The following is a 26,554-nucleotide window of genomic DNA, read 5'->3' as shown; positions in this document are numbered from 1 at the left end:
CACGAGGCTTGCGATACTTGAAACGGTGTTTGCAAAATGACAAACCCTTGCCAAGTTTTTCCGTCGTTTTTATAAACTGATAGGTGGTGAGGTTCCTGGCGTAACATTACGCTTAAACGAACTGCACCAACTTTAAAGGCCTCAAGGAACATCGGATTATGAAACACCTGAATGACAAATACCGAAACAACACTTTTGCGATGCCGATCATGGCCGGATTATTAGCGTTGACGATGACGGCCGCGGAAGCCGACATTGTTGCCGCCGCCTGGACCCATTCGGTTACAGTACGTAGCGACGGCACCGTCTGGGTATGGGGCAGCAACTCCAATTCCAACAATCAAGGCACGCTGCTCGGCATTGGCGGCAACCCTCTCAACATCGAAAAATCCCGGTCCAAATCAACGGCCTGTCGGGCATTACTGCGGTATCCGCGGACACCGCGCATACCTTGGCGCTGAAAAGCGACGGTACGGTTTGGGCCTGGGGCGACAACAGCTCCGGCCAATTGGGCAACGGTACAACCCAATCCAGCGCCACGCCGGTGCAAGTCCCCGGACTCAACTTCGTCAGCCGCATCTTCGCCTGCGGCGGTGCCAGTTACGTCGTGACCATGGACGGGATGGTCATGGCTTGGGGCAACAATACTTATGGTCAATTGGTCGATGGCACGACCGCTTCCACCAGCAGCCCGAAGATTATCGATGCCTTGTACGGAGCGGTTTCGATCAGCGGAGCCGGCGAACGCACTTTCATGGTCAGAAACGATGCCACGGTTTGGGGCTGGGGCCGCCATTCCAGCATTTACGGCAATATCGGCGACGGCGGGGGCAGCAATCGCCCCGTTCCGGTCCAGATTCCAGGCTTGACAAACGCTGTCTCGGTGGCCGCCGATCTTTATCATGCTGTCGTGTTAAAAAGCGACGGCACGGTCTGGGCCTGGGGCGATAATTTTCACGGCAGTCTCGGCAACGGCTCTGCCAATGTCGCGTTGACGCCGGTGCAAGCCGCTATCAATAACGTCGGCGCTATTGCCGCTGTCAACGGCGCCACCTTGGCTTTGCGGAACAACGGCAGCGTATGGGCGTGGGGTAATAATAGCCACGGCGTTATCGGCGACGGCACCACGGCCGACCGTTTTGCGCCGGTTCAAGTCGTAGGCCTGGATAATGTCGCCGCGATTACCGGCACGCTCGAACATGTGCTGGCGATGAAAAGCGACGGCACGTTATGGGCTTGGGGCGAGAATTATTCAGGTGCGCTAGGCGACGGCCTGAATAACGATTTTCGCAGCCGTCCGGAGTATGTACTCGGCTCAGCCGCGGGCGGATTTTTCGATCTTTTGCCGGCCGTGCCAAACGGCGTACTGCCGCCGTTTCCGATCGGCGTCAACGCTAAAGGCCTTATCAATTCGCTAAACCTTAACTTCGAGCTGGTGCTGACCGGTAGCGGCGCTCAGCAAACCAACAATATCTATCTGGGCGCGATGGTCGGCCCTACGTTGTACCTAAACGACGGCCGCAATTGGGTTCCGTACAACGGCAGCACGATGCCGGCTTTTAGCAAGGTGGATACCAGGAGCTGGAGCTACGTCAACATCCCGGTTTTATCGGCCGCCGACGCTTCCGGCCTCGGCGGAGTCAACGTTTACGTCGGTTACGGCAAGGATGCGAACGAAATGCTTGCCGCGAACAGGGTTCGGATGGTTTATACCATTCCGTCTAAATGAGTTTATAGGGCTGGGTTGAGCGGTAGCGAAACCCAGCCTACGGCCCTATTGGCTTATAGCGTCGGCGTAATTTCTTGCGGTGAGGATAGCTTCTCAAAAAAATTAAGTAACTCATGGAGTCTGGTACTCGGATTCATTTCTTGACTCGCTATGGCTTCGGTAATAACCCTAGGAGCTATCTTCCGCGCCTCATCAAACTGCTTTCCCAATAGTAACTTAAAAATCCCCATGTCCTCGCCCTTATTGTATTTCTCCAAGCCGGGACAAGCACGTAAGTCTTTGATAAGTAAATCTGCTGCCGAGTGCTTGCCAACTGAAGCATAAGGTTTGCGATTGTAGCCAAAGTGCAGCAACAGCCAGAACTCGAAGCATGGATAAGAAGCAATTATTTCGACTTTTTTGGCTGTCTTGACTAAGTTTAGTGCCTCGCCAAAGGTTTCATGAGTGTCCCTGTCTATCGCACAAAAAACGTGATCGAATTTTCCCTGACGGTTGATGGCTTCCTTAACGATGTTCAGTGGATCGGTTTTTCCGCAATGGGTAATTTCCACCAAAATATTGACCCGAAAATGCAGACTGGCATCTTCCAAATAGCGCTTTCCCGACTTACTGTCTTCGCAAATAACCAATACTTTCGGCTGAGGCTTAAATTTAGGCTTTTGCCGTTTAAACGAATTAGAATCACGCGCCATGTTTAGCTCTTGCGCACAAAGGGCAATCCACGGTAGCGGCCTTCATAATAGCGTTTTTCCAGATCTTCGCTTTCACGGCCCTCAAAATCATGGATAGAGCGTAATTGTGTGGCACCGTTAGCGTCGCGTTCGGTAAGCCAGAACTGGTCGCGGCGTAGCAGCTTGGCATCCATCAGGTGGGTGTCGTGCGTAGTAAAGATAATCTGGGCGGGTGAGTCGGATTTAATGTATTTTGAAACTAAAGAAACAACAATTTCGGGATGTAGGCTACTGTCCAGCTCGTCGACTACAAGAGTACGTCTTTTTTTTGTAAGGCTTGATTCAGTGTGAACACTCCAAGGCAGCCAAAACCCGATCAGGTTTTTAGTACCTTCAGATTCTTCTAGGAAATCAAACTCGGCTTCTCCCAGCGCAGTTTTATGAGTTAAAACCATTTTGCTTTTCGGTTTTTCACTCATCGATAGGTGTAATCCAATTGAGAGCCCCCCTAAAGAACTAGACTGTATTTGATCAACGCGGATATTGGTTACCGGAACATCTACATCTTGCAGAAAGGACGAAATTTCTTCGGCAAAGGAAGGATCTTCTTTTGCAAGCTCCTGACTATGATTTGCCCAATTATCCATGCCGCCAGAAACCATGATGAATCCTGTTTGCAACCATGTTAGAGGCTCTCTTAATTGTTTCAGCTCTTCGCTACTGTTTGCCACGGCTTGCGCAAGAAACAGCACTTGCGGACCGGTAGATTTTTTCCATAGTTCGTGTAAATCCTGTCCGCCTTCCAGCTGTGGCCCAAAAATATATTCGTCGCCGGAAGACAAATAGCGACGTTCATACAATAGCGTTTCCTTCCCTTTTGGAAACGCAACCAAACGCTCCTCGACAATACGTTGCTGGGTTAATGCCAATTCAAATGCATAGCGTTGTTCGGCACAAACAAAATGCAGCTCAAGGCGGCTGGGTTGATCTGCCAACTGCGGATCGAAACGGAACGGGGAAACTGAAATCGGTGTAAATTGTGCGCTTGGTTGACGATTAGCAATATATCCTACAATACCAAGCGCCTTAATTAAATTGCTCTTGCCCGATGCATTCGGGCCATAAATAGCGGCAACCTTTAACAAATCAGGAAGTTTTTCGCCTTTAACTACAGGCTTGAATACGTTATCGCCCTTTTTCAATCTAGGCGCAGCAACCATAGAAAAGGTCTGCTTTTCGCGGAAAGAACGGTAATTGCTGACGGAGAACTCGATTAACATGCAGAAATCTCGTAAGTAAATAGTTTATTGCGACTATTAATATAGCTTATTTACACTCTAACTGCATATTTTCTGCATTATAGATATTTTGAAACATAGCAACGGAGTTTGATTTATCTCCTAACAGAATGTCGAAATGTTGGGCATCTTGTTTACCCAACATTCCGGCCAATGAAAGCGGAAAAGCCTCCTCTACATTTATTATGTTAGGAAAATGGCTACAATCCATTCCCCAAAACCCCATCAAAAATTAAACGCCTTAGCCTTACTCGCCTGTTCCTTAAACACCTTCAACCACGACTTGCCGGAGATTTTCTCCGCCAATGCGACCGCAAGATGCTGCGGCGTGACGCCCATGCCTTTGTTCCGGCCCAGGCCCTGCATGCACGACGGGCAATTGGTCAAAATCGTCGCCTGGCCTTTTTCCGGCATCGCTTCGGCCAGTGATTCGCGTTTGCGGTGCAGCATCGCGGCGGAAATGTCGGGACGCGACAGCGACAAGGTGCCGGCTTCGGAACAGCAATTCGGCACCGAAGTGACGCTACCGAAGCCGCCCAGTTTATCCATCACGTCCAGCGCTTTGCCGTCCAACGAGTCGTGGCACGGCGCATGATACAGGTAGCTTTCGCTGCCGTCGCCGCCAATATGCAAGTCGCGCTCCAGCGCGTAACGGGTGATGTCGACCATGCGGCCGCCGAACAGTTTGCCGGTTTCCATTTCGCTCAGGCCCTCGCGGCAGGTGCCGCAAGTCAGCACGCAGCCGTCGAACTCCAGATGCGAGAACATGTCGCGGATTTGGTTCAACAGAATAGTTACCCGTAAATCGTTTTGCGAGTGCATTTCCGATTGGCCGTTCGCGTAAGCCGGGAAGCCGCAGCACAGGAACGGCGGCGGCAGCACGACCCGGGTTCTCAGCTTCATCAGCACGTGCAGCGCGGCCATCGAGATGTCGGACACCATCCGCTCGGAGCCGCAGCCGGGGAAATAAAACACCGTACGCTCGGCCGGCTCGTCCGGCTCGAACACCAGCACCTGATCGTCCTTGCAGTCGGGCAGCAGGTCGCGCAAAGTCTTCGACGGCACTTTCGGCATCGGCGAGCTTAACAGTTGCAGCGGATAATGTTTCGACGTGCCTTTTTTCGGCTGCAACGGCTTGGCCACGGTCGTGGCGATTTGCTGGCCGACGATGCCGGCTTGCAGCACGCCGAAGCGGAACACTTTGTTGAACGCCGGCGATTCGCTGTTCAAATACTTCAGCGTCATTTTGGTCGCCGCCGGCATGCGTTTGTAACCCCAATCGGCCAGGATTTGGCGTTCCAACACGGTCACGTCGGCGGTATCGATATTAACCGGGCACGGCTTCGCGCATTTATGGCAGGTCGTGCAATGGTCGGACACGTCTTCCAGCCATTGCAGCAATTCGAATTGCGTCGAATATTCGCGTTGCGCGTCGAACAGCAGCGCTTCGATGATCGCGCCGATCGCCAGGTTTTTGTTGCGCGGATGGTAGAACAAGCTGCCGGCCGGATGGAACACGCCGCAATCGGGCTTGCATTTGCCGCAGCGTACGCAATGGGCGATTTTTTTCGCCAGCTCTTCCAATTGGCCGTGGCGCAGAATGCGCGCTTCCAGACCCAGCAAATTGAACGACGGCGTGTAGATATATTTCAGCACGTCCAAATCTTCGAGTTTGCCGGGATTCATCAAACCGGCCGGATCGACTTCGCGACGGTGCGCGCTAAGTGCGGCAATGCGCTCGGGTTCCATATATTTCAATTTAGTCACGCCGATGCCGTGCTCGCCGGACACCACGCCACCCATTTCGATGACTTTCAGCATGACTTTGTCGATGACTTCCTCGGAGCGTTGCAGCATCGCCAAGTCGTTCGACAGCACCGGCAAGTTCACGTGCACGTTGCCGTCGCCGGCGTGCATGTGCGTCGCCAGCACGATGCGGCGGTCACGCACTTCCTGGTAAGCCTGATCGACGGCGGCGATGATTTTCGGGAAGCCGCGCGCCAGTTCGGCGAATTCCTGCCGGAAATCGTTGACGATAGTCAGGCTGCGCAACGTCTTTTCGTCAGCCAGCGGCAATGAATTCTTGGCGACCGTGTAAAGATACAGCGCGACACTGGAGCGGGCCGCGAACGAATCCGCGCTGCCTTCGTCCGGCGGGTCGCGAAACAGCGCCGCCGCGCGTTCTAGGAATTGCAGTTGCGCGTAACGCTCTTCGTCGACGTTGACTTCCTCGATAAAGCGGGCGAAATCGGCCAACACGTCCAACGGAATCACGATGTCTTCGTTCAGTTTGAACGCGTTGGTTCGCCGCGCAATCGCGCCGAATTTCTTTCTGTCCGCCCAATAGCGCTCGGCTTCGGCTTTATCGTGCGCTTCGAACAGCTCGGTGTTCGGGTAGTGCTCCAGAATTGCGCGAATTTTTGCGATGCCGTTTTGCGCCTGTTCCAACGAATGTCCGGCGACGTCGATCAGCAATACGGCTTTCGGCGTCTTGAACCGGTTCGATTTGACCTGGTATTCGATCGCGCGCACGTATTCGTCGTCGAAATGCTCCAGCGCGATCAACGTGTCCTCGCCCTGGTCCGGGAACGGAAAGGTCTTGGACAACTCGACGATCACGCGGCTGGCTTCTTCCATGTCCTCGCCGAAAAACTCCAGGCAGATCGTGCGCGTGGCTTCGAATTTCGGGTACAAAATAAATTCGGCCGACGTGATGACGCCGTCTGTGCCTTCTTTTTGCAGGCCCGGAACGCCGCCCAACGCTTTGTTGGTGATGTCTTTCCACAAGCCTTTCTTGCGGATTTCGCTGCCTTTCAATTGCACGGTTTTGATCGTCTCGCCGCTGCTTTGGTCGCGGACTTCATACGTCACCGTGTCTTCGGGCAGGATTTTGCGCAACTGGTGGTCGGTGCGGCGCACTTCCCAGCGTTTGCCACCGGGCATCGCCATGCGCCAGGAAATCAGGTTGTCGATGCAGGTGCCCCAACGCACCGCGCATTTGCCGCCGGCGTTTTCGGCGATGTTGCCGCCGATAGACGACGCCCAGGCGCTGGTCGGGTCGGTCGCGAACACCAGGCCGCGTTGACTGGCGTATTGGTGCGCTTTTTCGGTAATCGTGCCGACTTCGACTTCCAGCACCGGCGCGGTCGCGGTTCGGCCGTCCCACAGCTTGAATTCCATGTCGCGCATGCCGCGGATATGGTCAAGTTTTTCGGTATTGACGACGACGCAATCGGCGCGCAACGGCACCGCGCCGCCGGTCAGGCCGGTGCCGCCGCCGCGCGGTATTGCTCTGAGGCCCAGTTTGGCGATCGCGACCAACAGCGGCGCGATTTGTTCTTCCTTGTCCGGCATGACCACTGCGACCGGCAAATGCAAGCGCCAATCGGTCGCATCGGTCGCGTGCGACACCAGCGAGAACGGATCGAACAACACGTTGTCGACGCCGGTAATCGCGCCCAACTCGCGTTTCATCCGCCGGCGCAGGCCGGGCACGCTTTCGGCGTTTTCGATGAAGTCGCGCAACAACTGGCGCGACGCGGCCAAGACTTCATGCACCTGGGTTTCGTCGCCGATGTTGCGCTCGATGATAGCCAAGTGTTTTTCGGCGTTCTCGAACATCCGTTTACGCCGGCTGGCCGACATGACCAGCTCCTGGAACAGGTAAGGATTGCGGCGGTAAATCAGGATTTCGCCGAAAAAACGCATCAACAACCGGGCCGAGCGGCCGGTCACGCGGCGCTCGCGCAATTCTTCCAAAGTCAGCGCGATCTTCGGTCCCAACAAGAAGGACACGATCTGCCAGTCGTCGGCGGAGGTGTAGTTGAACGGAATTTCCCGGTAGCCTCGGGGAATGGTTATCGTAGAATTGGCGTCGGTTTGTACGGTAGTTGGCGACATGTTTCTCTTATCCGGTGGTGTCAGCATAACGCATTGTCTCTAATGATTGAGACGACATGATGACAAACTGTTAGTTAACAAAGCGTATTGTCTCTTAAATAGGTGCTATGGCGAAAGTATTGTCCGCGAAACAGAGTGTTTTGTTCATAGAACCCGGTTTTGCACCGGTACGGAAACGAAACTTGTGCTGAATAGTTCACGATTTGATCAATAAGAGCTACGCCCGCGATGCGGCTTTATTTTTAGTGTTGCAAAGGTGCGTAACAAACAACAATTGCACCGGACTGATGCAATCCAAGCATTTAAAATTAAACTTTCACTCATGACTACCAGTCGGTTGGTCTTCTTTCAATGAGAAAAAATATCCATATTAATCAACAACAAAAAGCTTTTCAAATAATCCTCCTCCGTATTTGATGCCGGATAAAACAACTTATGGCGCAGCATTTGCTCTTAGTTAAGTGAGACATTTCCTTAAACAATGATTAGTCCTCGCTGTTTTCATCAGCCTGTCATGGCCGTAGCTTAAGATGTTGTCTCAGTTCATGAAGTTTTGTAGAGAGGTAAAGTCAATGTCTAGCGAAATCCTGTCATTAATCTCTTTTGTTGAATCTTATTTAACATGGCTCTCAAACCTGCCGGAAACATGGACGTCCTTTAGCTTGCCGGTAATATTTATCGCCCTGTCGCTTGTTGAGCTTAACTATCCCAAACGCATATTGCCCCTTAAACAATTACGCCGGTCTTATCAAACCAATATCGGCCTGTTTGTTTTCAACAGCACCGTTATCTCGCTACTGTCGGTAGCACCTTTAGTGATAGTCGCCGAACGCTATTCAAACTGGGGATTGCTGAGCAATATCGCTAATCCGGCCGGTAAAGCCCTGCTGTCGTTTGTCCTGCTCGATTTGCTGCTTTATGGCTGGCACAGGGCCAGCCATAACTTCGACGGCTTGTGGATGTTTCATAAAGTGCACCACAACGATCCTTATTTGAATGTCTCGACCGCATTCCGTTTGCATATTGTCGAGCTGCTGATCATCACCGCGCTAAAAGCGGCTTACATTGCATTGCTCGGTGTCGATAAGGCGACAGTATTGATCAACGAAACGTTATTGACCTTGTTCATCATGTTTCATCACACCAATATGGTCTTCGCCGGCGAGAAACATTTGGGACAGGTCTTTATCGTCCCTTATTTGCACCGTGCGCACCATTCAACCGAGCGGAGCGAACATGACAACAACTACGGCGCGGTTTTTTCGATCTGGGATCGCCTGTTCGGCACCTTTATTGAGCGGGAACCCAAGGAAATCGGCATTAAAAACAACTCGCCGCAAACCGTTTCAGGCTTGGTAAAATTCGGCTTCACTCCGGTAAATCCGGTACCGGCGCCCGTTTATCAAATGAGCGCCGATATTAACGCGATGATCGCCGAAGCGGCTTATTACAAAGCCGAAAAACGCGCCTTTACGCCTGGAAATGAACTGCCCGACTGGCTGGAAGCCAAAAGAGAAATTCTTAGAATGGTGTATGGCGATAAGTCTATCCAACAGCAGTCAATCGACTCCGAAGGACCTTTTACATTTTGTTAAGGGTTTACTTCCCGAAATTACTATTTTCGGTCGTCAAGCCGTTCGTGCAGACCCTTCGGCTGTGCTCAGGAGAGCCGAAGGGCTCAAAATTTCACCGTTCTATATCGGTAAGTTATTGCCGGCCATATCCTAATCTTATTGCGTGGATGCTTCGGCATCCACGCTCAATCCCGGCGCCAGATCAACTCGCCGTTCTTGTAAACCGCCCTGACCCGGTGCAACGGAATAGTATGCGTTTGGCCCTCGCGGTCGATCAACTCGAAAACGCCGGGAGCCTCTTTTGGAAATGCAATTTCTTGAAACGGCACATGGATGATTTCGCGCTCGACCCGGTCGTAATAACCGATTACAAATTCGCCGAGCCCGAATTTTGTGTCCCAACGAATGCGATGCAGCAGGTCCTGAATCGGGGTCATCCGCACGTTAGTGGATTGGAAGAATCTTGACCAACCCGGTTCCGTCGGAGACTTGATTAATATCGATTCGAGCCAATCCGAAACGCCGAATCACCCAAGCGTTGGCAACAAGATGCGAGGTAACCCGCTCGACGCTGAACGCCGATTCGTCCCGGCATAAAGCGGCCGGTAAAATCAACTGATCGGCAAGATGCTGTTCCAGGGCCGAGCCGGAGCGATAATGATGCAATAACGCGGCGCAAGCTTCCTCGGCGACCTGCTCGGCCGGCTTGCCGCGTTTCCCTTGACCGCCAAAACCGGCCAAATTGTTTTGATAATGCGAGGTCAAATATAAACCGGCTCCGGGACAGGCCGCTTTCAAAACGACCGCCTTGATGTCGGACGCGATCCCGGCCTGCTCTGCTCCAGAACATCGCGCGCACGAAAAGCCATGCGCTCGCCAATATGAGGGGGCAGTTTGGCAACCAATGCGCGTCCGGTCACCGCAAGCAGTGGACCGCGATGTTGCAGATGCAGCGGGAGCAATTTTTCGGTTCCGGTGATTCGCAGCTTCACTTCCCCTTGCCCTATCGGATACCAGCCGGAGCGGACGAGCGAAAGCTCAGCCTTCACGCCCATACGGGCAAGCGTGGGCAACCAGACATCGCGCACATAGTCGAATGAAGGACTCATATCAATGTGAGTGCCTCCTCGCAACGTGACAGTCGAAACACCGGCAGCCAACGCCAACGGCGTCAGCAAGGTTTGCAGCACCAGCATGGCCGAGCCGGCGCTACCGCCTTCCCGAGCCTCGGCCACGTCCAGAAAGTAATCGCCGGCTCGCACCGGCTTTCGCGGGATGAATTGCAGAATTCGCGAACCGAGTTCCGCACCATGCATATCGGCGTCGCAGAGCATCGCCGCAGCCCGCACCGAAGTCAGGTGCTGCGCCGCGAGTCCCGGCTTTCTCCTATTGGCGCGAAGGTTTTCGATACATACCGGGCGTCCGGTGATCGCAGCCAGGCTCAACGAACTGCGCAGGATCTGTCCTCCGCCTTCGCCATAGGAACCGTCGATGATGAGCTTATCTGTCATATTTAATCCCTTATCAAAGGATGATCTAAAAAACAGCAGTTAATCTCGTTAATGCTCTTGTAGAGAGCGCAAATCCTGAGTGAATTTCGGCCGTTTAACAATAAAACGGTTAAACGGCCTGCACAACCAATATCTTAATCTTACGACAAAGATCGTTGATGCAGGCCAAGCGGATCGCCGTCGGCTAGTTTGAGCTAATGTGCTCATACCCGCCGCTTAAAACTCTTCCCAACTACCGGCATCGGCAGTTGCCGGACGAGCTTTACGTCTTAGCGCTGGAACGCTTGAATGAGAGATAACACGTACAGAACGGCTTAAGCCGGCTTCATCTATTTTAAAACTGCTTAATGTCGCCACGAGGTTTTGCGCCTGTTCCTCCAGCGACTCCGCCGCTGCCGCGGCTTGTTCGACCAGTGCGGCGTTTTGCTGGGTTACGTCGTCCATTTGCGCGATGGCCAGATTAACTTGTTCGATACCGGCGCTTTGCTCGGAAGACGCCGCCGTGATTTCGGACATGATGTTTGTAACGCCGTGAATGGAAGTCAGGATTTCTTCCATGGTCTGCCCCGCCTGAGCGACCAGCTTACTGCCCACGGCAACTTTCCCTACCGAATCGGTAATCAGGTCTTTAATTTCTCCGGCAGCCGATGCGGCACGCTGGGCAAGATTGCGCACTTCCACGGCGACCACCGCAAAACCGCGGCCTTGTTCTCCCGCACGGGCCGCTTCTACCGCAGCATTCAAAGCCAGGATATTAGTCTGGAACGCAATATCGTCAATGACCGAAATAATATCGCCGATTTTATGCGAGGATTCGTTAATGTCATTCATTGTTGCAACGACGCGGCCGACCACTTCAACGCCTTTATCCGCTATACCGGAAGCATTAACAGCAAGCTGGTTGGCTTGCCGGGCATTGGCGGCGTTATGCTGCACGGCGGAGGTCAATTCGTCCATGCTGGCCGCTGTCTGTTCCAAACTGGCGGCTTGCTGTTCGGTGCGATGCGACAAATCATTATTACCGGCCGCAATTTCTTTAGATGCGGTGTTGATGCTGCCGCTGGCATCCTTGATCCGGCCGATGATCGCTTTAAGTTTCTCCACCGTCGTATTCGCATCGTCCTTCAGTTGCCCGAAAGTGCCGCTATAGTCGTTGGCGATGACTTTAGTCAGGTCGCTACGGGACAGAGCACCCAACACCCGCGCGACATCGTTGAGGGCGGTTTCGCTGGTTTGTACGAGCAGGTTAATATCTTCTCCCAAGTGACGCAAGAAACCTTCCTTGCCATGCAAATCAAAACGCATGCTGAAATCGCCTTTGGCCGCGGCCCCGACAATGGCCGCGACTTCATTTTCAACCATCACTTCGTCGGTACGGTCGTGCCATTCGGCTACCGTTCCCAGGCGTTGCCCTTGCTCATTAACGACCGGATTGGCTAATACGACCATTGACCGTCCCCCCATTATCATGGCGGCCTCGTGGCTTCCGGTTAAAGAAGCCAACATTTTTGCCTGATGCGCCGATTTTTCATGAAAATCATCCATATTTCTGCCGATCAGGCTGTCGATAGAAAATTTTAGCAAACTCCCCTTAATAGTCGCGTTGGTCTTATGAAGCGTATTAATCACCGACTTATTGGCGTAGATAATGTTGCGGTCGTTATCGGCGATCATCACGCCGGTGCTGACATTATCCAACGCAATTTTGACGCGCAGGGTCTCGTCCGCCGCTTTGCGCTCCGCTGTTATACGCTCCAGCAATTGTTGCTGCATCGTGTTCATCGAACGCAACAATTCTCCGATTTCATCTTTTTGATGAATATCTATACGGGAACTCAAATCGCCGTCAGCAATGGCTCCTGCGACCTGTTGAGCGGTATCCAGCGAACGTAAAATGCCGCGGCTGGTTACTATCGTCAATAGGATTGCCGTCGCGACACTGAAAGAAAAAATACTCAGCAAGCCGATGTTGTACCGGCTGGTCATAGCCTGTGCTTGCCGCTCATCCTCGGCATTGCGGGTTGCGGTATAGCGCAGCAGCTGATCAATCACGGCATGATGTTCGTCATAAGAACGGCGCATGTCCTGAAAGCTTGCAAGCGCAGCGTCGCGATCTCCGGCCTGGATCGCAGGCAAGAAACGTTTTTCGGCCTCAACAAAAAAAGCTTGCGCCGGCCGGTAAGAACGTTCGAGCAGTAAGTCGTGGAGTTCCGGGTCTAACTGCTGGGTTAACCAGAAACTGTGCCGATTGTCGTATGCCAGTTTCAGTTTTTTAAACCGGGACACTAGTGCCTGGGTCTTCATATCGTAAAAATCTTCGGCAACGGTCAGTTGCAGCGCAACCATATAAGATTCAATGATGTATTCGGGCGGAGTGAACACATCGGCAATAATATCCTTACCTTGCACAATACGCTGATAAACCGGGCCGTTAACATTCAGCGTGGCCATAGCCTTGAAAGTCGCCATTCCGAATAGCGAAAAACCGATGACCAATGTGCCCAAGATCAGTATAAATCGCGCTTTGATCGTTAATTGATGATTCTTAAACATGATGTCGTTTCCTTTACGATTAAATATTGACTGTTACCCGCGTTGATAGCTTTCAACGCCCGGTATCAGCCGGCTAAACCAATAGCCTTGATTGACAACGGCATAAAGCCGCCTTTCTGAATCAGATGTATTTCCGGAAAACAGTTTAGTGCAGCTTATAATCCACAAAGAAACGATATTATTAGATCTTAATATCTTATAAACAGATATATACGATAAAGCCAAGCCGAATTCAAAAATCGGGATTCGATATGTTAACTACGCGTTTTTGTAAACGCGTCTTGCTGCGTCAAGCCAAAACTTAATTCCTTAAGGTATCTATTAAATAGATAGCCTATTCTAATAATATCGTTTTATTAAAAGCAGAAATCCCCATAAGCTATACCCAGCCACAGCAAAACGCCTTTAAAAGCCGGCGTCATTTGAGCTGTGTTGTTGTGTCACTCCTTATATGTACCTCCTCTGTACACGGATTGTTCTCTGAGCGGGCTTCGGCCCGCTTTTTTTAATGGAACAAGGTGACGCTTTTACGATTCAAACCCATAGCAATACAGCGCGGAAAATCCGCCGCCTCCCGGTACAACTTTTATCGAATCAAGGAATAAATTTATGCCATTACAAAGTCTAGTCGAGTATTTTAATGACCGGTTCGGCCAAGAACACCGCTCAAGTTTTCGCCCTTTTATGCTGGAAGAAGAAAGAATCAGCGCACTGTTCGGCCCAATTAAAATCGGCAGCGTTTTTTCGCCTATCCGCTTGGCTTTAAAACCGGCCGAAATCGTCGGCCATGTGGCGAAACTTAAGGTTTCCACCCATGAAGTCCAGCATCTGTATCCCGGTGAAATTGAAAACCTGCTGGCTAACCGGCCGCACCAAGCCAGCGATTTTGAATCCATTATCAATTTCGACCGCTTATCCCGCACCGTGCATATGCTCAATTATCTGCCTTTAACGCATTTGGAAGGTTCGCTATTTGTGGAAGTCGATCCGCGCCATATACTAGGTGTTAAACAGGATCATGGCGCTTATTTCGAGGAAGTGATCCGCCAATGCGGACTGGAAACAAAAAATGTCGTCATCGTCATGGCCGTCAACAGCCATTATGCGCGGCATTACCAAGAGCTGGTCAACGGCCTGGATAATTACCGGCAACGAGGCTATCAAATAGCGCTTAAATTCGACTACGTTGCGCAGGAAAGCCAATCGCTCGACCTGATTTCCAAGCTGTCGCCCAATTACATCAGCTTATCGGCGCGGCATCTTGACCAGGTGCGCGACAACGCCCTGCTTGAAAAACTGCGCGATTTAAAGGCACGGGTCGCTTCAGCCGGCGGACAAATGATCCTGCAACAAATCGACCGGAAAAAATCCGAGGCCTTGGCCCGGAATACCGGTTTCGACTTGGTGCAGGGCAATTATTACGAGCGCCCTTCGGCTTCGGCATTTTTGCCCGAATCGTCCGATTCATGGGTAGACGCCGCCAGTGTCTAGCCCGTTGCGGTTTATCGGCTTGACTGGAAATTAACAACGATAGTTAAATGGAGACTGTCATCATAACAACCTGAAGGAATTTCGATGTGTGAATTACTGGGTATGAGCGCAAATGTCCCGACCGACATTTGTTTCAGTTTTACCGGCCTGATGCAGCGCGGCGGACGCACCGGCCCGCATCGGGACGGCTGGGGCATCACTTTTTATGAAGACAAAGGCTGCCGCACCTTTAAAGACCCCGCCCCCTGCTATGACTCGCCGATAGCCAAACTGGTGCAAGCCTACCCGATAAAAAGCCGCGCCGTTATCGGCCATATCCGGCAAGCCAATCGCGGCCATGTCGCGTTGGAAAACACCCATCCGTTTACGCGCGAACAATGGGGCGTTTTTTGGGCTTTCGCCCATAACGGCCAATTATCCGATTACCAAGCCTTGCAACAGCCCGGCAAGCATCTGCCCGTCGGCGATACCGACAGCGAAACCGCGTTTTGCTGGCTGCTGAACGAACTGGACCGGAAATATCCGGATAAACCTGCCGACATGCAGGCCATGTTTGCTTATCTGGGCGAGCTATGCGGGCAATTGCAACATTTCGGCATCTTCAACATCCTGCTTTCCGACGGCGACTATCTGTTCTGCTTTTGCAGCAATACCTTGCACTGGATCACCCGGCGCGCGCCGTTCGGCCATGCCAAACTGATCGACGAAGACGTGACTATCGATTTTCACCAGGAAACCACGCCGGACGACGTGGTCACCGTGATCGCGACATTGCCGTTAACCAGCAATGAGCAGTGGCATAAAATGGAAGCCGGTTCTTATCGGCTGTTTCATAATGGCGAATGCGTTTTCGGTAAATAATTTAGATCCAGTCAACTGTAGGGCGCGCCGTGCGCGCCTTCAATTTCTAAAAATAATCAATGGAACACGGATGACACTGATTAAACGGATGATCACGGGTTAAACACGGCATAATTTAAAAAATCCGTGCAGATCCGTCCTATCCGTGTCATCCGTGTTCCATATTTTTTCGCTGAACAGTTACACCGCTAAAAATCCTTTCCGGCTTTAATTCGCCTGACGGTGCTGACCAACAAATCGACTTCCTGGTGCGTATTGTAAAACGCCAGCGACGGACGCACTGTGCTTTCCAAGCCGAAGCGGCGCAAGATAGGCTGCGCGCAATGATGGCCGGTGCGCACCGCGATACCGGCGCGGTTTAGAGCAACGCCGATGTCCTGGTTGCTATGGCCTTCCAGCACAAACGACAACACGCTGGTTTTCTCGGCAGCCGTGCCGATCAGGCGCAAGCCGGAGATGCTTCTCAGCGCATCCATCGCATAGACCAGCAATTCATGCTCGTAACGCGCGATATTGTCTATGCCGAGTTTCAGCACATATTCCAAAGCCGCGCCCAAACCCACCGCATCGGCAATATTGCCGGTGCCGGCTTCAAAACGGGCCGGTGCGGGCTGGTAGACGATTTTTTCAAAGGTCACGTCCTCGATCATATTGCCGCCGCCTTGCCACGGCGCCGTTGCTTCAAGCAGGTCGGCCTTGCCGTACAGAACGCCGATGCCGGTCGGAGCGAAGATTTTGTGCCCCGAGAACACAAACCAGTCGCAATCCAAGGCCTGCACGTCGGCGCGCAAATGCGACACCGATTGCGCGCCGTCCAACAGCACGCGCGCGCCGACCCGGTGCGCCATGTCTATCATTTCCTTGGCCGGCGTGACCGTACCCAACGCGTTCGACACTTGCGTGAACGCGACCAGCTTGGTCTTGGAATTCAGCAATTTCCGGTATTCGCCGAGCAAAATCTGACCGTCGTCATCGACCGGCGCGACGCGCAACGTCGCCCCGGTTTCATCGCACAGTTGTTTCCACGGCACGATATTGGCGTGATGCTCCAGCCAAGTAATCACAATCTCGTCGCCCGCGCCGATATGTTGCCGTCCCCAACTTTGCGCGACCAGGTTGATTGCCTCGGTCGTGCCGCGCGCAAACACAATCTCCGCAGCGGACGGCGCGTTCAAAAACCGCGCGACCGTATCCCGCGCTTTCTCGTAAGCGTCGGTCGACCGCGCCGCCAACTCGTGCGCGGCCCGGTGGATGTTCGAGTTTTCGTGTTCGTAAAAATACGTGATCCGGTCGATCACCGCTTGCGGCTTTTGGGTCGTTGCCGCGTTATCGAACCAGACCAGCGGTTGTCCGTTGACCCGCTCTTTCAGGATCGGAAAATCGCGGCGCACCGCCTGCACGTCAAAAGCCGGATGCGCGGAAGCCAAAGCGGGCGCTTTCGCGTTAAATCCGCCGCTTCTCAATTCATCGAGGAAATAAAACGATGATCCCGATCCGTTGCTTGCCGGAACATTGGCCGAAGCCCCGAACAGTTTCTGCAACTCGGCCTCACCCGGCAAACCGTAAGCTTGAGGCGAAAGCTCCGCTATCAACGACGCGTCAAAATCCGCAAACGAAGCAGCCAAACCGTAAGCGGCCGCCGCTGTGGAATTGCCGGCCGCCGAAGACGGCGCGGCAGCAATTAAACCGGAGTCGACAATACCATGACTGCCGGAAGGCACGCGCGAAACCAGCAACTGTTGCAATTGCGCTTCGTCGGGCAAACCGAAGTTGTGCGGCAAAATGCCTTCCAGCACCGATTTATCCAAACCCGCCAACGGCGATGCGGCCGTTTTTGAAAAAACCGGCCCGGTGTCAATGCTGTCGGGTACGCTGCCGAGAGACGGATGACGCGGAGCAAGCAGCTTTTGCAACTCCGCTTCTCCCGGCAAACTGAAACCTTTCGGCACGTCGAAATGGCCTGCCGCCGGCGCGGACGGAGTCAAACCGCCCGGTATTGCCGAAGCGGCAATACCGATGCGCGAGCCGTCGCACGGCAGCTCCGAGAACATCTCGTTAGCCAGTTTGGTCAATTGCTCTATGTCGGGCAAGACAACGTTACTTGTAGTCATAGTATTTGCCCACTTCGACATTCTCGAGCACGCCGAGCGCATCGTCAGTCAATACCGCCAGCGAGCAATACAGCGAGATCAAGTAAGAGGCAATCGCTTTGTGATTGATGCCCATGAAGCGGACCGACAGCCCCATGCTCAGTTCGCCGGTCAGGTTAGGCTGGTACAGGCCGACCACGCCTTGGCGGCTTTCGCCGGTGCGCAGCAATAAAATATTGCTTTTGCCGTTGACCACTTTCAGCTTGTCGCATGGAACGATCGGAATGCCGCGCCAAGTCAAGAACTGCGAACCGAACATCGTCACGGTTGCCGGCGGTACGCCGCGGCGGGTGCATTCGCGGCCGAACGCGGCAATCGCCAGCGGATGGGCCAGGAAGAATCCGGGTTCTTTCCAGACCCGCGAAATCAATTCGTCCATATCGTCAGGCGTCGGCCTGCCGTCACGCGGCTGCACTTTAAAGCCCGGCGCGACGTTGTTCAGCAAACCGTATTCGGCGTTGTTAATCAGCTCGCTTTCCTGGCGTTCCTTGATCGTTTCGATGGTCAGGCGCAGCTGTTCGTGGATTTGGTTATGCGGGCTGCTGTATAAATCGGATACGCGGGTATGCACGTCGAGCACGGTGTTGACCGCATTCAATCGGTACTCGCGGCCCCAGGCTTCATAATCGACAAAGGTTTGCGGCAGTTCTTTTTCATCAAGACTGGAACAATCAACCAGCAGGCCGGTTTCGTTCTTAACTTTGTTGACGCGGTAAATACCGGCTTCGAGCGGTTTCCATTGCAGTAAGTGAACCAACCACCGCGGCGTGATGGTGGACAGCATCGGTACGGTTTTGGTCGCGTTTGCCAGCGTGCGCGCGGCAACATCGCCTAATGCGGTATGGGTTTGACCTTCATGAATATCGGACATGATTTTTTTCCTATTGTGGTTGGTGTAATGAGTTGTTGGTATGCCGGCAGAGAACCGGGACCAGACCTTCCAGGTTTTCAAAACCTGGAAGGTCTGGTCCGTAGCGTCACGCAGAGCGCGAACCCTATGCCGGCCGGAGGAGTGCAAGCTATGCTTGCAAAGCAGGCGGAGCCTGCACTCCAATTGAGCGAATATTGCCCCCACGCTATGGCATTCCGCTTTGTTAAATTAATGAAACCCTTATTTGAATTTAAATCCCCCCGCCGTCCTGAAACAATTCGCTACGCACATGCGCCTGGGTAATATTGCTGCCGGGCGGCACGCTATAAGTCAGCCAGACATTGCCGCCGACGGTCGTGCCGCGGCCTATCGTAATGCGTCCTAAGATCGTCGCGCCCGCGTAGATAACGACATCGTCCTCAACAATTGGATGACGGGCATTGCCTTTAACAAGAATGCCGTCTTCGTCTTTCTGGAAACGCTTGGCGCCGAGCGTAACAGCCTGATACACGCGCACATGCTTGCCGATAACGGCCGTCTCGCCGATCACCACGCCGGTACCGTGGTCGATGAAAAAACTCTCACCGATCTGTGCACCGGGATGAATATCGATGCCGGTCGCCGAATGGGCAATCTCGGAAATAATCCTTGCCACCAGCGGTGCGCCTAATTGATGAAGGATATGCGCAAGCCGGTGATGCGTAATTGCGGTAATGCCCGGGTAACACACCAAGACTTCGTCGGAACTTCTTGCGGCCGGGTCGCCTTCGTAGGCGGCCTGAATATCGCTATCAAGCAGCCTCCGTACCTCCGGCAAGCGCGAAGCGAACATCCGGGTAATCGTGATTGCCCGTTCGGCTGCGTCATCGGCGGCAATAAATTGCAGTTCGCGGCGAACCTGCTTGTGAAGCTCTCGTAACAAAGTATCGAGCGTATGGCCGACAAAATAATCGATGCCTTCGTCGTTCAAATCGGGCAGACCCAACCGGTTTGGAAATAACACCGCTGCCAAGCCGTCGAGAATCTTTTGCAGTTCCTTGCGCGACGGCAGCTTGGGCGGCCTGTCTCGCCGGTGCCGGGTTTCCAACGATTGCACGCGCAACTGGCGCAGCTGCGTGACCAGCTCGTCGACGCCCCAATCCTGCTTGGCATTTTGATAAACCGGATCGTTCATGCGGCAAAACCGCCGGCATCGAAAACGCCTTCGAACAATGGCGAACTCAAATAGCGCTCGCCGGAATCCGGCAGCACGACAACAAGGGTTTTACCTGCGTTTTCCGGGCGCTTAGCAACCCGCACCGCCACAGCCGCTGCCGCGCCGCAAGAGATACCCGAAAGTATGCCTTCTTCCCTGGCAAGCCGGCGCGCGTAAGCGATGGCTTCTTCATTGCCGACCTGCTCTATTTGATCGATCAGCGACAGATCGAGCACATCCGGTACGAAGCCGGCGCCAATACCCTGGATTTTATGAGGAGCGGGCTTTAGCTGCTGACCGGCGCGATATTGGCTCAGTACCGGACTCGCCTCGGGTTCAACCGCAATCGAAACGATAGCCTTGCCCTGGGTCTGCTTGATATAACGGGAAACGCCGGTGATCGTGCCGCCGGTGCCGACGCCGGACACCAAAATATCGATAGCGCCGTCGGTATCGTTCCATATCTCCGGGCCGGTGGTTTGCTCGTGGATAGCCGGGTTGGCCGGATTTTTAAACTGTTGCAGCAACACATAACGTCCGGGGTCGGACGCGGCGATTTCCTCGGCTTTGGCTATCGCGCCGCTCATGCCTTTGGCGCCTTCGGTCAACACCAGCTTCGCGCCGTAAGCAATCAATAATTTGCGGCGCTCCAGGCTCATCGTTTCCGGCATCGTCAACGTCAACGGAATATTCCGCGCCGCCGCGACAAACGCCAACGCAATGCCGGTATTGCCGCTGGTCGGCTCTACCAATTCCTTGCCCGGCCCCAACAAGCCGCGACGCTCGGCGTCCCAAATCATCGCCGCCCCAATCCGGCATTTAACCGAATAAGCCGGGTTGCGGCCTTCTATTTTTGCCAGCAGCGTGACCGGCGCACCTTCGCCGATCCGGTTAAGCCTAACCAGCGGCGTCTGCCCGATAGAATGGGAATTGTCTTCGTACCAATGCGACATAAAAATCTCCTATGTGAATCGCAAACTGATCGCCGCAGCCAAATTTTGGCCAAAAAAAAGCCAGTGGCCCTCGCGGGCTCACTGGCTTCCGGTTGTCCGGTCAGCTTGTAAGTTTTGGTTTAAAGTACTTTACGAGTTAGGCTTTGTCAAATTTGCTTGAACATAAAGCAGCATTGATTAACTGTGTAAAATAATGACGTGAAGCCAATTACTTTTATGGCGCCCTGCAATTTATCCATCGTCAAAATTAAAACCGCACCTTGCAGGCAATAGGATTTATTCATGACTTTTAACGTATGATATTGTTCTAAACTGACACAAGAAAAATTTACGGCATTAACCTTACGCCAGCCCTGAATATGAAACGAAGCAAAGCATGTCTCCTCATCAGTCAGGACAAATTAAAAGAGCATAAACAACGCGCCGCTTTCCATGCCGCGGGATATGCTGCGGCTATCTATTTGAACAACAAAGCCAAGCACCTGCCGCCCGTGCTTTTTAATATTCGTTTTAAAGCGATGGGCTGTATAACGGCGGCGGATGGCATTACCTACAAAACGACTCCCAACGACTATGTTGCGCACGTGGAAGGAGGGAGATCGATTGAGCTGCTGCCGGACTCCGTCGATAGCCTGGCGCGCAAATTAACGGAACACAATGACGCAATGACGCAATTGGTGGACGATTACAGAATTGTCTTTGAACAGGATATTGTTAACTTGCTTATTGGGCCGTTGGCTGAAGCTAAATATATCGCCGATCTCGATGACGAGTTATTCAATCATCGCTTGATCAACCTGAATGCGTTAAAAAATTACGGCGGCGATTCCGATCTGGCTTTAATCAATCAATATTTCCAAAGCTTCTTTGCCGATCAACAACAAAATGAAAAATTGGATAATTTGTTTATCGAAGCATTCGATTTTGTAGATAACGATACCCACTGGGCGGCAATCAGCCAGCTGGCTAATTATCTGCTCGGCAGCCATTACGGTGATGTTATTGGCCGGGAGGAAATCGGCTCAAGGCTTGATCAATCAATCGTCAATTTTATAGAGAGAAGAACCAAGGCAAGACAGCGCGACAATGCATGGTTCAAAGCAACGGCCCATCATATCAAGACGCGTTACGCGGAGAGCGTGGAAAACCTGAATCGCCCAAACCAGGCCGCTCTGGATGCAATGGACCATGCGCAAAAAGACGCTCTTATATTCGAACTGTTTGATTGTCTGGAGGGGATGCAAACCCAGTCCCGTTGAACCGCCAGGCCGGATTCGCCCCTCCGTCAAACGAACGAATCAATTTCTATCGCTTTTCTCGGCAACCGTTAAAACGTCTGCTTTTGGCGCTATATTCTCCGCGTCAATCTGCTCCTCGCCTTCCTTGATGGCCGTGCGAAAGCCGTTGATGGCCCCACCCAGATCAGTGCCTATATTCCGTAGCCGTTTGGTGCCGAAAACAACCACGACGATCGCTAATACAACTAACAAGTGAGTAACGCTAAGACCCATTTTAAACTCCACTAAAGCCCTTACGGTGCAAGATGCGCCTTGCCGTTATCAGGCTTCGCAACTTCATAAATAATTTGTTTCTTGCGGCAATAATTGTTTTGCCGCTTCCGTGGTTCCGATTTTATAGATTTCTTGATCGCGAAAAGAAACCGGCTGCTTTTTCTGATTATTCGCCAACAAACCGTAAAGCCCCAGTTTATGCCGCAGCACATTGCGGCTAATATCCAGCAGGCGAGCGGTCTGAACCTGGTTTTCCTCGCAGAAACCAAAAGCGGTGCGAATCACCGTCTCTTCAATAATATCGAACAGCTTCGGCGGCGCTTGCTCGCAAAGGCGCTGCAACGCGCTTTCCAGCGACGAGGTTGAAACCGACGGCCCTTGCTCGACAGTCCTGACGCCGGACAGTTTGAAATCCTCGGGCCGTAGATGATTGCCCGGGCAAACCAGCAGCGCGCGATGAACCGCATTTTCCAATTCGCGGATATTGCCCGGCCAATCGTAATTCAACAGCGTCAATTCGGTTGCAGGCGACAGCTTGATTTCGCCGTAACCCAAACGGTCGCCGTAAATCTTCAAAAAATGTCTTGCCAACGGCAGAATATCGCCCGGCCGTTCGCGCAACGGGCTTAACTGAATGGTCGCCACATTGAAACGGTAATACAGATCGGCCCGAAAATGCGAAGCCGCAACCGCTTCTTCCAGGTTGACGTTGGTTGCGGCAATAATCCGGACATCGACCGGTACCGGCTGGCGGGAACCGACTTTAACCACTTCGCGTTCCTGCAGCACCCGCAGCAGTTTAGCCTGCATGCCAAGCGGCAAATCGCCGACTTCATCAAGGAACAAGCTGCCTTTGTCGGCCGTTTCAAACCAGCCGTCCTTACTTGTCAAAGCGCCGGTAAACGCCCCTTTCTCATGGCCGAACAATTCGCTCTCGATCAGGCTTTCGCTTAGCGCGGCGCAGTTCAAGGCACCGAACGTATTCTTGCTGCGCTTGCTCAGCGCGTGGATATGCCGCGCGACAAGTTCTTTTCCGGTTCCGGTTTCCCCGATAATCAGTACGGTCGCATCGCTGGGCGCGATACGTTCGATCTGTTCCAGCAAGCGGCGGGAAACCGGGTCCTCGAAAACCAGGGCGGTCGCCCGTACCGACAATGACAGCGAACGCGACTGCAATTCATCAAAAGCCAACAGTGTAGAAGCATGCTCTTCCTGTTTTTTGGTGAGGATGCCGTCTGAAACTGTATCCATAATAAAGTACTCCTTTGCTTTGCAAAAAGTAGCTACCCTTCCCTTTAAAATGGAGTGTAGGTAATTGATTGCAAAAGACGCGTGAATACATCCCTGTAACTCTTTGCAACATCCCTGTTACAGAAGTCTTTTCAATCAAGCACCTATGCCCATTAAATTTCGATAGGGTAAGCAGATACGCAAAAAGTAGGTAACTGAAACCTTTTCAGGACAGTCATCCGGATTTAAATAAAATCACTGCCATTAAACCGGATCAACAGAACCGGTCACGTTACTCGCCAGCGTTGGTTGTATCTTAGGATAATTTTTCTATGTAATAAAACGTTATTATTCGATTGGTATATCTGTAAAATTGATATATAAATCACCGACATAAAACCACCCCTGACTACGAGGTAATCTCGGGTTCCAACTTGCCAATACCTTTGGAAGCGCGCCGAACTACCCGCTTTTTAGGCAGAAAAGTTTTCTTCACCAGCCGCCACCCCATCACCATCGAACTTCCGCCCAACACCAATCCGAACGCTATCCAGTTCAGCATCCAGATATCCCATAGCGGCCGGTAATAAAGCCAACCGAAATCCCAGTGATGCAACGCGGAGTATAGCCAGCGGAAAACCCGCGTGCTTCTATCCGGCTTGGCAAGCAGCTTTCCGTCTTGCGGATCGAGGTAAAAACGGGTGCCGGCATCGTCAGCCAGTTGCACCAATAGCACCGGCAACGGTTTTTCCACCGGACTTTGATGGTGTCTGGGGTAATAATAGCTGTCGTATTCATTCAGGACTGTCCGGGATTCGACTTTGGCATTACCGGCCACGCGCTGCACCGCAGCCAGCAACGCGGCTTCGCTGAACTGCTCTGAAACACCGTCCGGCGTTTGCGGCAAACGCCGCCCGTCACGTGAATGCGCCAGCAGCACTGCGTCACCGCCCAGGCTCCGCCAACCCAGTTCGACAATATCCGCCCCATCGACAGCCGCCGCCAACGACAACGGCAGAACCGGCTGCCATAGCCGCAGAGTCTCGGGCAAGCCGTCGCCCAAATAGCGCGTTATTTCCTCCTTGCTGGGATTAGCCTGGGAAAACAGTTTGCCGGGATTGGTATCGATATAACCGCTGAGCGCCCAAAACAGCGCCGCACTGCCGCCGATCAATCCGCTCCAGAAATGCCATTTAAACCAGAACTCGCGGTAAGGTTGGGTACGCCCTTCGGAATAGGTCGGCTTGCCGCCGAAACCGGGCCGCCAGCGCAACCAGCCGATAATCAGCCCGGCCAGTGTCGCTATCGTCGCGAAAAAACCTAACCATAGCTGCACATCGTGGCGAATATTGCCTAAACCGATAGACTCCAACGGTTTGAACAGATGCAGCCAATTGCCGGCCCAATAGAAAGCCCGGTCCAGGCGCGTGGAGGCGTGCAGCACTTCGCCGGTCCGCGCCGAAATCAGCAGTTCGCCGCCGTCGCCGACGGCAATACGGTGAAAAGGACGCAAGGCTTCCTGATTGCGCAGGATAATCGGGTTATCGACAGTCTCCAGATAATTGACGTTGCCGATGTCGTTGCCTTCGGCTTTAAACCAGTTTTCCGCAATCTTCAACGCCTGATCAACCGAAGTTTGACGCAACGAACCGTCAAGCGCGGACAAAGCGAAACGCTGTCCGCGGCTATCTTCTACCAGCCACAGCGGCTCGCCGGCACTGCGCACTAAGCGGGCATCGGCAATGCCGGCAGCAACATCGCCAGCTTGCTTGGCTTTGCCTTCCGTCTTCGCCTTGGGCTTTTCTGCCGCGGCTTTGCGTTGTTCCGCGCTACGATCCCAGGCCTCGCCCAGGCTCAACCAACCGGCTTCGGGAGCCAACGTTTCGGCATGAGCGAGTTGCTGACCGCGATTTTGCGTAGTCGGCGTCGCATACATGATCACCAAGCCGGTAAAAAACCAGAAAAACATGAACAAGGCCAGCACTAGACCAACCCAGCGATGGACTTGATATAACAGTCGATTCAAAAACTTCATTGTTGCCCTCTTAAAAATAAAACAGGGAAAATAGTCAATTTCTCGTTATCTCGTTCCCATGCGCTGCGCTCGTCGTTATACACATCTTGACGTAGGCCTGAAATCTGCTTGCTCCGTTGCGCGAGTTAGACCTTCCAGGTTTTTACTGGAGCCATCCATGGCAGTCGTAAAACCTGGAAGGTCTGCTATCCGCATGTTTCCCGCCTAACACAGGTAAGGAACAGCCTCGCGAAATATTTGTGTATAGCGGCGAGCGCAACGCGTGGGAACGAGATAAAAACTAGAGTTGGGGAACAAGCAAATCATCACGTACCTAAAGCCCGGAAACATAATCAGCCAGCGCTTCGATCTCTTCATCGCTCAGCGATTTAGCAATCGTATTCATTACCCCGCCCGGACTGTTTTTGCGCTCGCCCAGATTCCAGCTGACCAATTGGGAGCGCAAATAAACCTTGCGCTGCCCGCCGATCACCGGGTAAACCACGTCACCGGCGATGCCGCCCTTGCCGTTTTCGCCGTGGCAACCGCTACATGCAGGAATATCCCTGGAGCGGTCGCCGTTCGCGAACAAATTCCGGCCCGATTGATTAACATCGCCGCCCTCGCCTTGCATGATTTTCCGGCTCGCGAAATAAGCGCCAATATCCGCCTTATCGGCGGCGCTTAAGTCCTCTGCCATGATGGTCATGATCTCGTGCTTGCGCGCACCGGACTGGAAATCGCTCAACTGTTTGGCCAGGTAAGCGGCATACTGGCCGGCATGATTGGGAGTCTTCGCATCAATGCTATTGCCGTCCGCACCATGGCATTCCAAACAACGCCCGGCGTCGGCCTGCTGTTTGCCGATGCCCGGATTGCCGTTACCGACGCGTTGCGCGCCAATATCCTCGACAGCCATAGTCTTGCCCGAAGCCAAAAGCGCAAACGTGCCGGCAATCAGAAAAGAATTTTGCGCCCAGCGTTTGTTAAACCGCCGTTGACTGGAACAAACCGTCTGCAACTTCAAAAGCAATAACAGCAT

General features: G+C 52.9%; 19 protein-coding genes and 1 pseudogene. 6 read left to right on the top strand and 14 right to left on the bottom strand.

From position 1 onward, the window contains the following. Nucleotides 1–158 precede the first annotated feature (158 nt). Both EKO24_RS22525 and EKO24_RS03745 read left to right on the top strand, forming a co-directional pair. Nucleotides 159–461, top strand: a complete 303-nt coding sequence (locus EKO24_RS22525) for an RCC1-like domain-containing protein (RefSeq protein WP_161990564.1) — start codon at nucleotides 159–161, stop codon at nucleotides 459–461. Next, nucleotides 452–1,729, top strand: coding sequence for an RCC1 domain-containing protein (locus tag EKO24_RS03745; RefSeq protein WP_161990563.1), 1,278 nt, complete (start codon nucleotides 452–454; stop codon nucleotides 1,727–1,729). Before EKO24_RS22525 ends, EKO24_RS03745 begins: the two co-directional genes overlap by 10 nt. 53 nt (nucleotides 1,730–1,782) lie before the next feature. Here EKO24_RS03745 and EKO24_RS03740 read toward each other — a convergent pair whose 3' ends face one another. The 3 genes from EKO24_RS03740 to EKO24_RS03730 form a co-directional block, all read right to left on the bottom strand. Beyond that, a complete protein-coding gene (locus tag EKO24_RS03740; protein ID WP_127029706.1) occupies nucleotides 1,783–2,421 on the bottom strand; it encodes an RloB family protein in 639 nt (212 codons plus the stop codon). 2 nt (nucleotides 2,422–2,423) lie between these two features. After that, nucleotides 2,424–3,680: an AAA family ATPase gene (locus EKO24_RS03735; RefSeq protein ID WP_127029705.1), complete on the bottom strand. Its 1,257-nt coding sequence runs from the start codon at nucleotides 3,678–3,680 to the stop codon at nucleotides 2,424–2,426. Nucleotides 3,681–3,923: 243 nt separating this feature from the next. After that, entirely contained in the window at nucleotides 3,924–7,598 is a 3,675-nt protein-coding gene (locus tag EKO24_RS03730; RefSeq protein ID WP_127029712.1) for a DUF3683 domain-containing protein, read from the bottom strand. A 572-nt stretch (nucleotides 7,599–8,170) separates the two neighbouring features. On the opposite strand from EKO24_RS03730, the gene EKO24_RS03725 reads away from it, so the two are divergent. Next, nucleotides 8,171–9,193 (top strand): sterol desaturase family protein, encoded by a 1,023-nt coding sequence (locus tag EKO24_RS03725; RefSeq protein WP_127029704.1) that lies wholly within the window; start codon nucleotides 8,171–8,173, stop codon nucleotides 9,191–9,193. Nucleotides 9,194–9,357: 164 nt separating this feature from the next. Here EKO24_RS03725 and EKO24_RS03720 read toward each other — a convergent pair whose 3' ends face one another. From EKO24_RS03720 to EKO24_RS03710, 3 genes and pseudogenes are all read right to left on the bottom strand, one after another. Beyond that, nucleotides 9,358–9,609: a DUF504 domain-containing protein gene (locus tag EKO24_RS03720; protein WP_127029703.1), complete on the bottom strand. Its 252-nt coding sequence runs from the start codon at nucleotides 9,607–9,609 to the stop codon at nucleotides 9,358–9,360. Between the two features lie 7 nt (nucleotides 9,610–9,616). Beyond that, nucleotides 9,617–10,683: pseudogene (gene rtcA / locus EKO24_RS03715) on the bottom strand (RNA 3'-terminal phosphate cyclase). Nucleotides 10,684–10,899: 216 nt separating this feature from the next. After that, entirely contained in the window at nucleotides 10,900–13,236 is a 2,337-nt protein-coding gene (locus EKO24_RS03710; protein WP_127029702.1) for a methyl-accepting chemotaxis protein, read from the bottom strand. A gap of 609 nt (nucleotides 13,237–13,845) precedes the next feature. Between EKO24_RS03710 and EKO24_RS03705 the strand changes: the two genes are divergently transcribed. After that, complete coding sequence (locus tag EKO24_RS03705) at nucleotides 13,846–14,727, top strand: EAL domain-containing protein (RefSeq protein ID WP_127029701.1); 882 nt, start codon at nucleotides 13,846–13,848, stop codon at nucleotides 14,725–14,727. Between the two features lie 84 nt (nucleotides 14,728–14,811). Beyond that, nucleotides 14,812–15,588, top strand: coding sequence for a class II glutamine amidotransferase (locus EKO24_RS03700; protein WP_127029700.1), 777 nt, complete (start codon nucleotides 14,812–14,814; stop codon nucleotides 15,586–15,588). 188 nt (nucleotides 15,589–15,776) lie between these two features. On the opposite strand, the gene EKO24_RS03695 is transcribed toward EKO24_RS03700, so the two are convergent. From EKO24_RS03695 to cysK, 4 genes are all read right to left on the bottom strand, one after another. Continuing rightward, entirely contained in the window at nucleotides 15,777–17,699 is a 1,923-nt protein-coding gene (locus tag EKO24_RS03695) for a family 2A encapsulin nanocompartment cargo protein cysteine desulfurase (RefSeq protein WP_241674380.1), read from the bottom strand. Beyond that, nucleotides 17,686–18,609 carry a family 2A encapsulin nanocompartment shell protein gene (locus tag EKO24_RS03690; protein ID WP_127029698.1) on the bottom strand — a complete coding sequence of 308 codons (924 nt, stop codon included), beginning with the start codon at nucleotides 18,607–18,609 and terminating at the stop codon, nucleotides 17,686–17,688. Before EKO24_RS03690 ends, EKO24_RS03695 begins: the two co-directional genes overlap by 14 nt. A gap of 250 nt (nucleotides 18,610–18,859) precedes the next feature. Then, complete coding sequence (gene epsC, locus EKO24_RS03685) at nucleotides 18,860–19,783, bottom strand: serine O-acetyltransferase EpsC (protein WP_127029697.1); 924 nt, start codon at nucleotides 19,781–19,783, stop codon at nucleotides 18,860–18,862. Continuing rightward, nucleotides 19,780–20,757, bottom strand: coding sequence for a cysteine synthase A (gene cysK, locus EKO24_RS03680; protein ID WP_127029696.1), 978 nt, complete (start codon nucleotides 20,755–20,757; stop codon nucleotides 19,780–19,782). The genes epsC and cysK overlap by 4 nt, the downstream gene beginning before the upstream one ends. A 359-nt stretch (nucleotides 20,758–21,116) precedes the next feature. Between cysK and EKO24_RS03675 the strand changes: the two genes are divergently transcribed. After that, entirely contained in the window at nucleotides 21,117–22,016 is a 900-nt protein-coding gene (locus EKO24_RS03675) for a hypothetical protein (RefSeq protein ID WP_196239990.1), read from the top strand. A 39-nt stretch (nucleotides 22,017–22,055) separates the two neighbouring features. Here the strand turns inward: EKO24_RS03675 and tatA are convergent, their stop codons facing one another. The 4 genes from tatA to EKO24_RS03655 all read right to left on the bottom strand — a co-directional run bounded on the left by tatA (nucleotide 22,056) and on the right by EKO24_RS03655 (nucleotide 26,554). Next, nucleotides 22,056–22,268, bottom strand: coding sequence for a twin-arginine translocase TatA/TatE family subunit (gene tatA / locus EKO24_RS03670; protein WP_127029695.1), 213 nt, complete (start codon nucleotides 22,266–22,268; stop codon nucleotides 22,056–22,058). A 63-nt stretch (nucleotides 22,269–22,331) separates the two neighbouring features. Beyond that, nucleotides 22,332–23,519: a sigma-54 interaction domain-containing protein gene (locus EKO24_RS03665; RefSeq protein WP_241674379.1), complete on the bottom strand. Its 1,188-nt coding sequence runs from the start codon at nucleotides 23,517–23,519 to the stop codon at nucleotides 22,332–22,334. A 388-nt stretch (nucleotides 23,520–23,907) separates the two neighbouring features. Continuing rightward, nucleotides 23,908–25,533: a PepSY domain-containing protein gene (locus EKO24_RS03660; protein WP_127029694.1), complete on the bottom strand. Its 1,626-nt coding sequence runs from the start codon at nucleotides 25,531–25,533 to the stop codon at nucleotides 23,908–23,910. 313 nt (nucleotides 25,534–25,846) lie between these two features. Continuing rightward, on the bottom strand, nucleotides 25,847–26,554 hold the full coding sequence (locus tag EKO24_RS03655; protein ID WP_241674378.1) for a c-type cytochrome: 708 nt from the start codon (nucleotides 26,552–26,554) through the stop codon (nucleotides 25,847–25,849).

Source organism: Candidatus Methylobacter oryzae, assembly GCF_003994235.2.
GTDB lineage: Bacteria > Pseudomonadota > Gammaproteobacteria > Methylococcales > Methylomonadaceae > Methylobacter_A > Methylobacter_A oryzae.
This window is presented reverse-complemented; position numbering and strand designations above follow the sequence as displayed.

Coding starts and splice junctions, on each gene's coding strand:
- EKO24_RS03710 (WP_127029702.1), bottom strand. CDS start 13,236: ATGTTTAAGAATCATCAATTAACGATCAAAGCGCGATTTATACTGATC.
- EKO24_RS03655 (WP_241674378.1), bottom strand. CDS start 26,554: ATGCTGTTATTGCTTTTGAAGTTGCAGACGGTTTGTTCCAGTCAACGG.
- EKO24_RS03695 (WP_241674380.1), bottom strand. CDS start 17,699: ATGACTACAAGTAACGTTGTCTTGCCCGACATAGAGCAATTGACCAAA.
- EKO24_RS03690 (WP_127029698.1), bottom strand. CDS start 18,609: ATGTCCGATATTCATGAAGGTCAAACCCATACCGCATTAGGCGATGTT.
- EKO24_RS03735 (WP_127029705.1), bottom strand. CDS start 3,680: ATGTTAATCGAGTTCTCCGTCAGCAATTACCGTTCTTTCCGCGAAAAG.
- epsC (WP_127029697.1), bottom strand. CDS start 19,783: ATGAACGATCCGGTTTATCAAAATGCCAAGCAGGATTGGGGCGTCGAC.
- EKO24_RS03740 (WP_127029706.1), bottom strand. CDS start 2,421: ATGGCGCGTGATTCTAATTCGTTTAAACGGCAAAAGCCTAAATTTAAG.
- EKO24_RS03725 (WP_127029704.1), top strand. CDS start 8,171: ATGTCTAGCGAAATCCTGTCATTAATCTCTTTTGTTGAATCTTATTTA.
- EKO24_RS03720 (WP_127029703.1), bottom strand. CDS start 9,609: ATGACCCCGATTCAGGACCTGCTGCATCGCATTCGTTGGGACACAAAA.
- EKO24_RS03675 (WP_196239990.1), top strand. CDS start 21,117: ATGAAACGAAGCAAAGCATGTCTCCTCATCAGTCAGGACAAATTAAAA.
- EKO24_RS03660 (WP_127029694.1), bottom strand. CDS start 25,533: ATGAAGTTTTTGAATCGACTGTTATATCAAGTCCATCGCTGGGTTGGT.
- EKO24_RS03665 (WP_241674379.1), bottom strand. CDS start 23,519: ATGGATACAGTTTCAGACGGCATCCTCACCAAAAAACAGGAAGAGCAT.
- cysK (WP_127029696.1), bottom strand. CDS start 20,757: ATGTCGCATTGGTACGAAGACAATTCCCATTCTATCGGGCAGACGCCG.
- EKO24_RS22525 (WP_161990564.1), top strand. CDS start 159: ATGAAACACCTGAATGACAAATACCGAAACAACACTTTTGCGATGCCG.
- EKO24_RS03700 (WP_127029700.1), top strand. CDS start 14,812: ATGTGTGAATTACTGGGTATGAGCGCAAATGTCCCGACCGACATTTGT.
- EKO24_RS03730 (WP_127029712.1), bottom strand. CDS start 7,598: ATGTCGCCAACTACCGTACAAACCGACGCCAATTCTACGATAACCATT.
- EKO24_RS03705 (WP_127029701.1), top strand. CDS start 13,846: ATGCCATTACAAAGTCTAGTCGAGTATTTTAATGACCGGTTCGGCCAA.
- tatA (WP_127029695.1), bottom strand. CDS start 22,268: ATGGGTCTTAGCGTTACTCACTTGTTAGTTGTATTAGCGATCGTCGTG.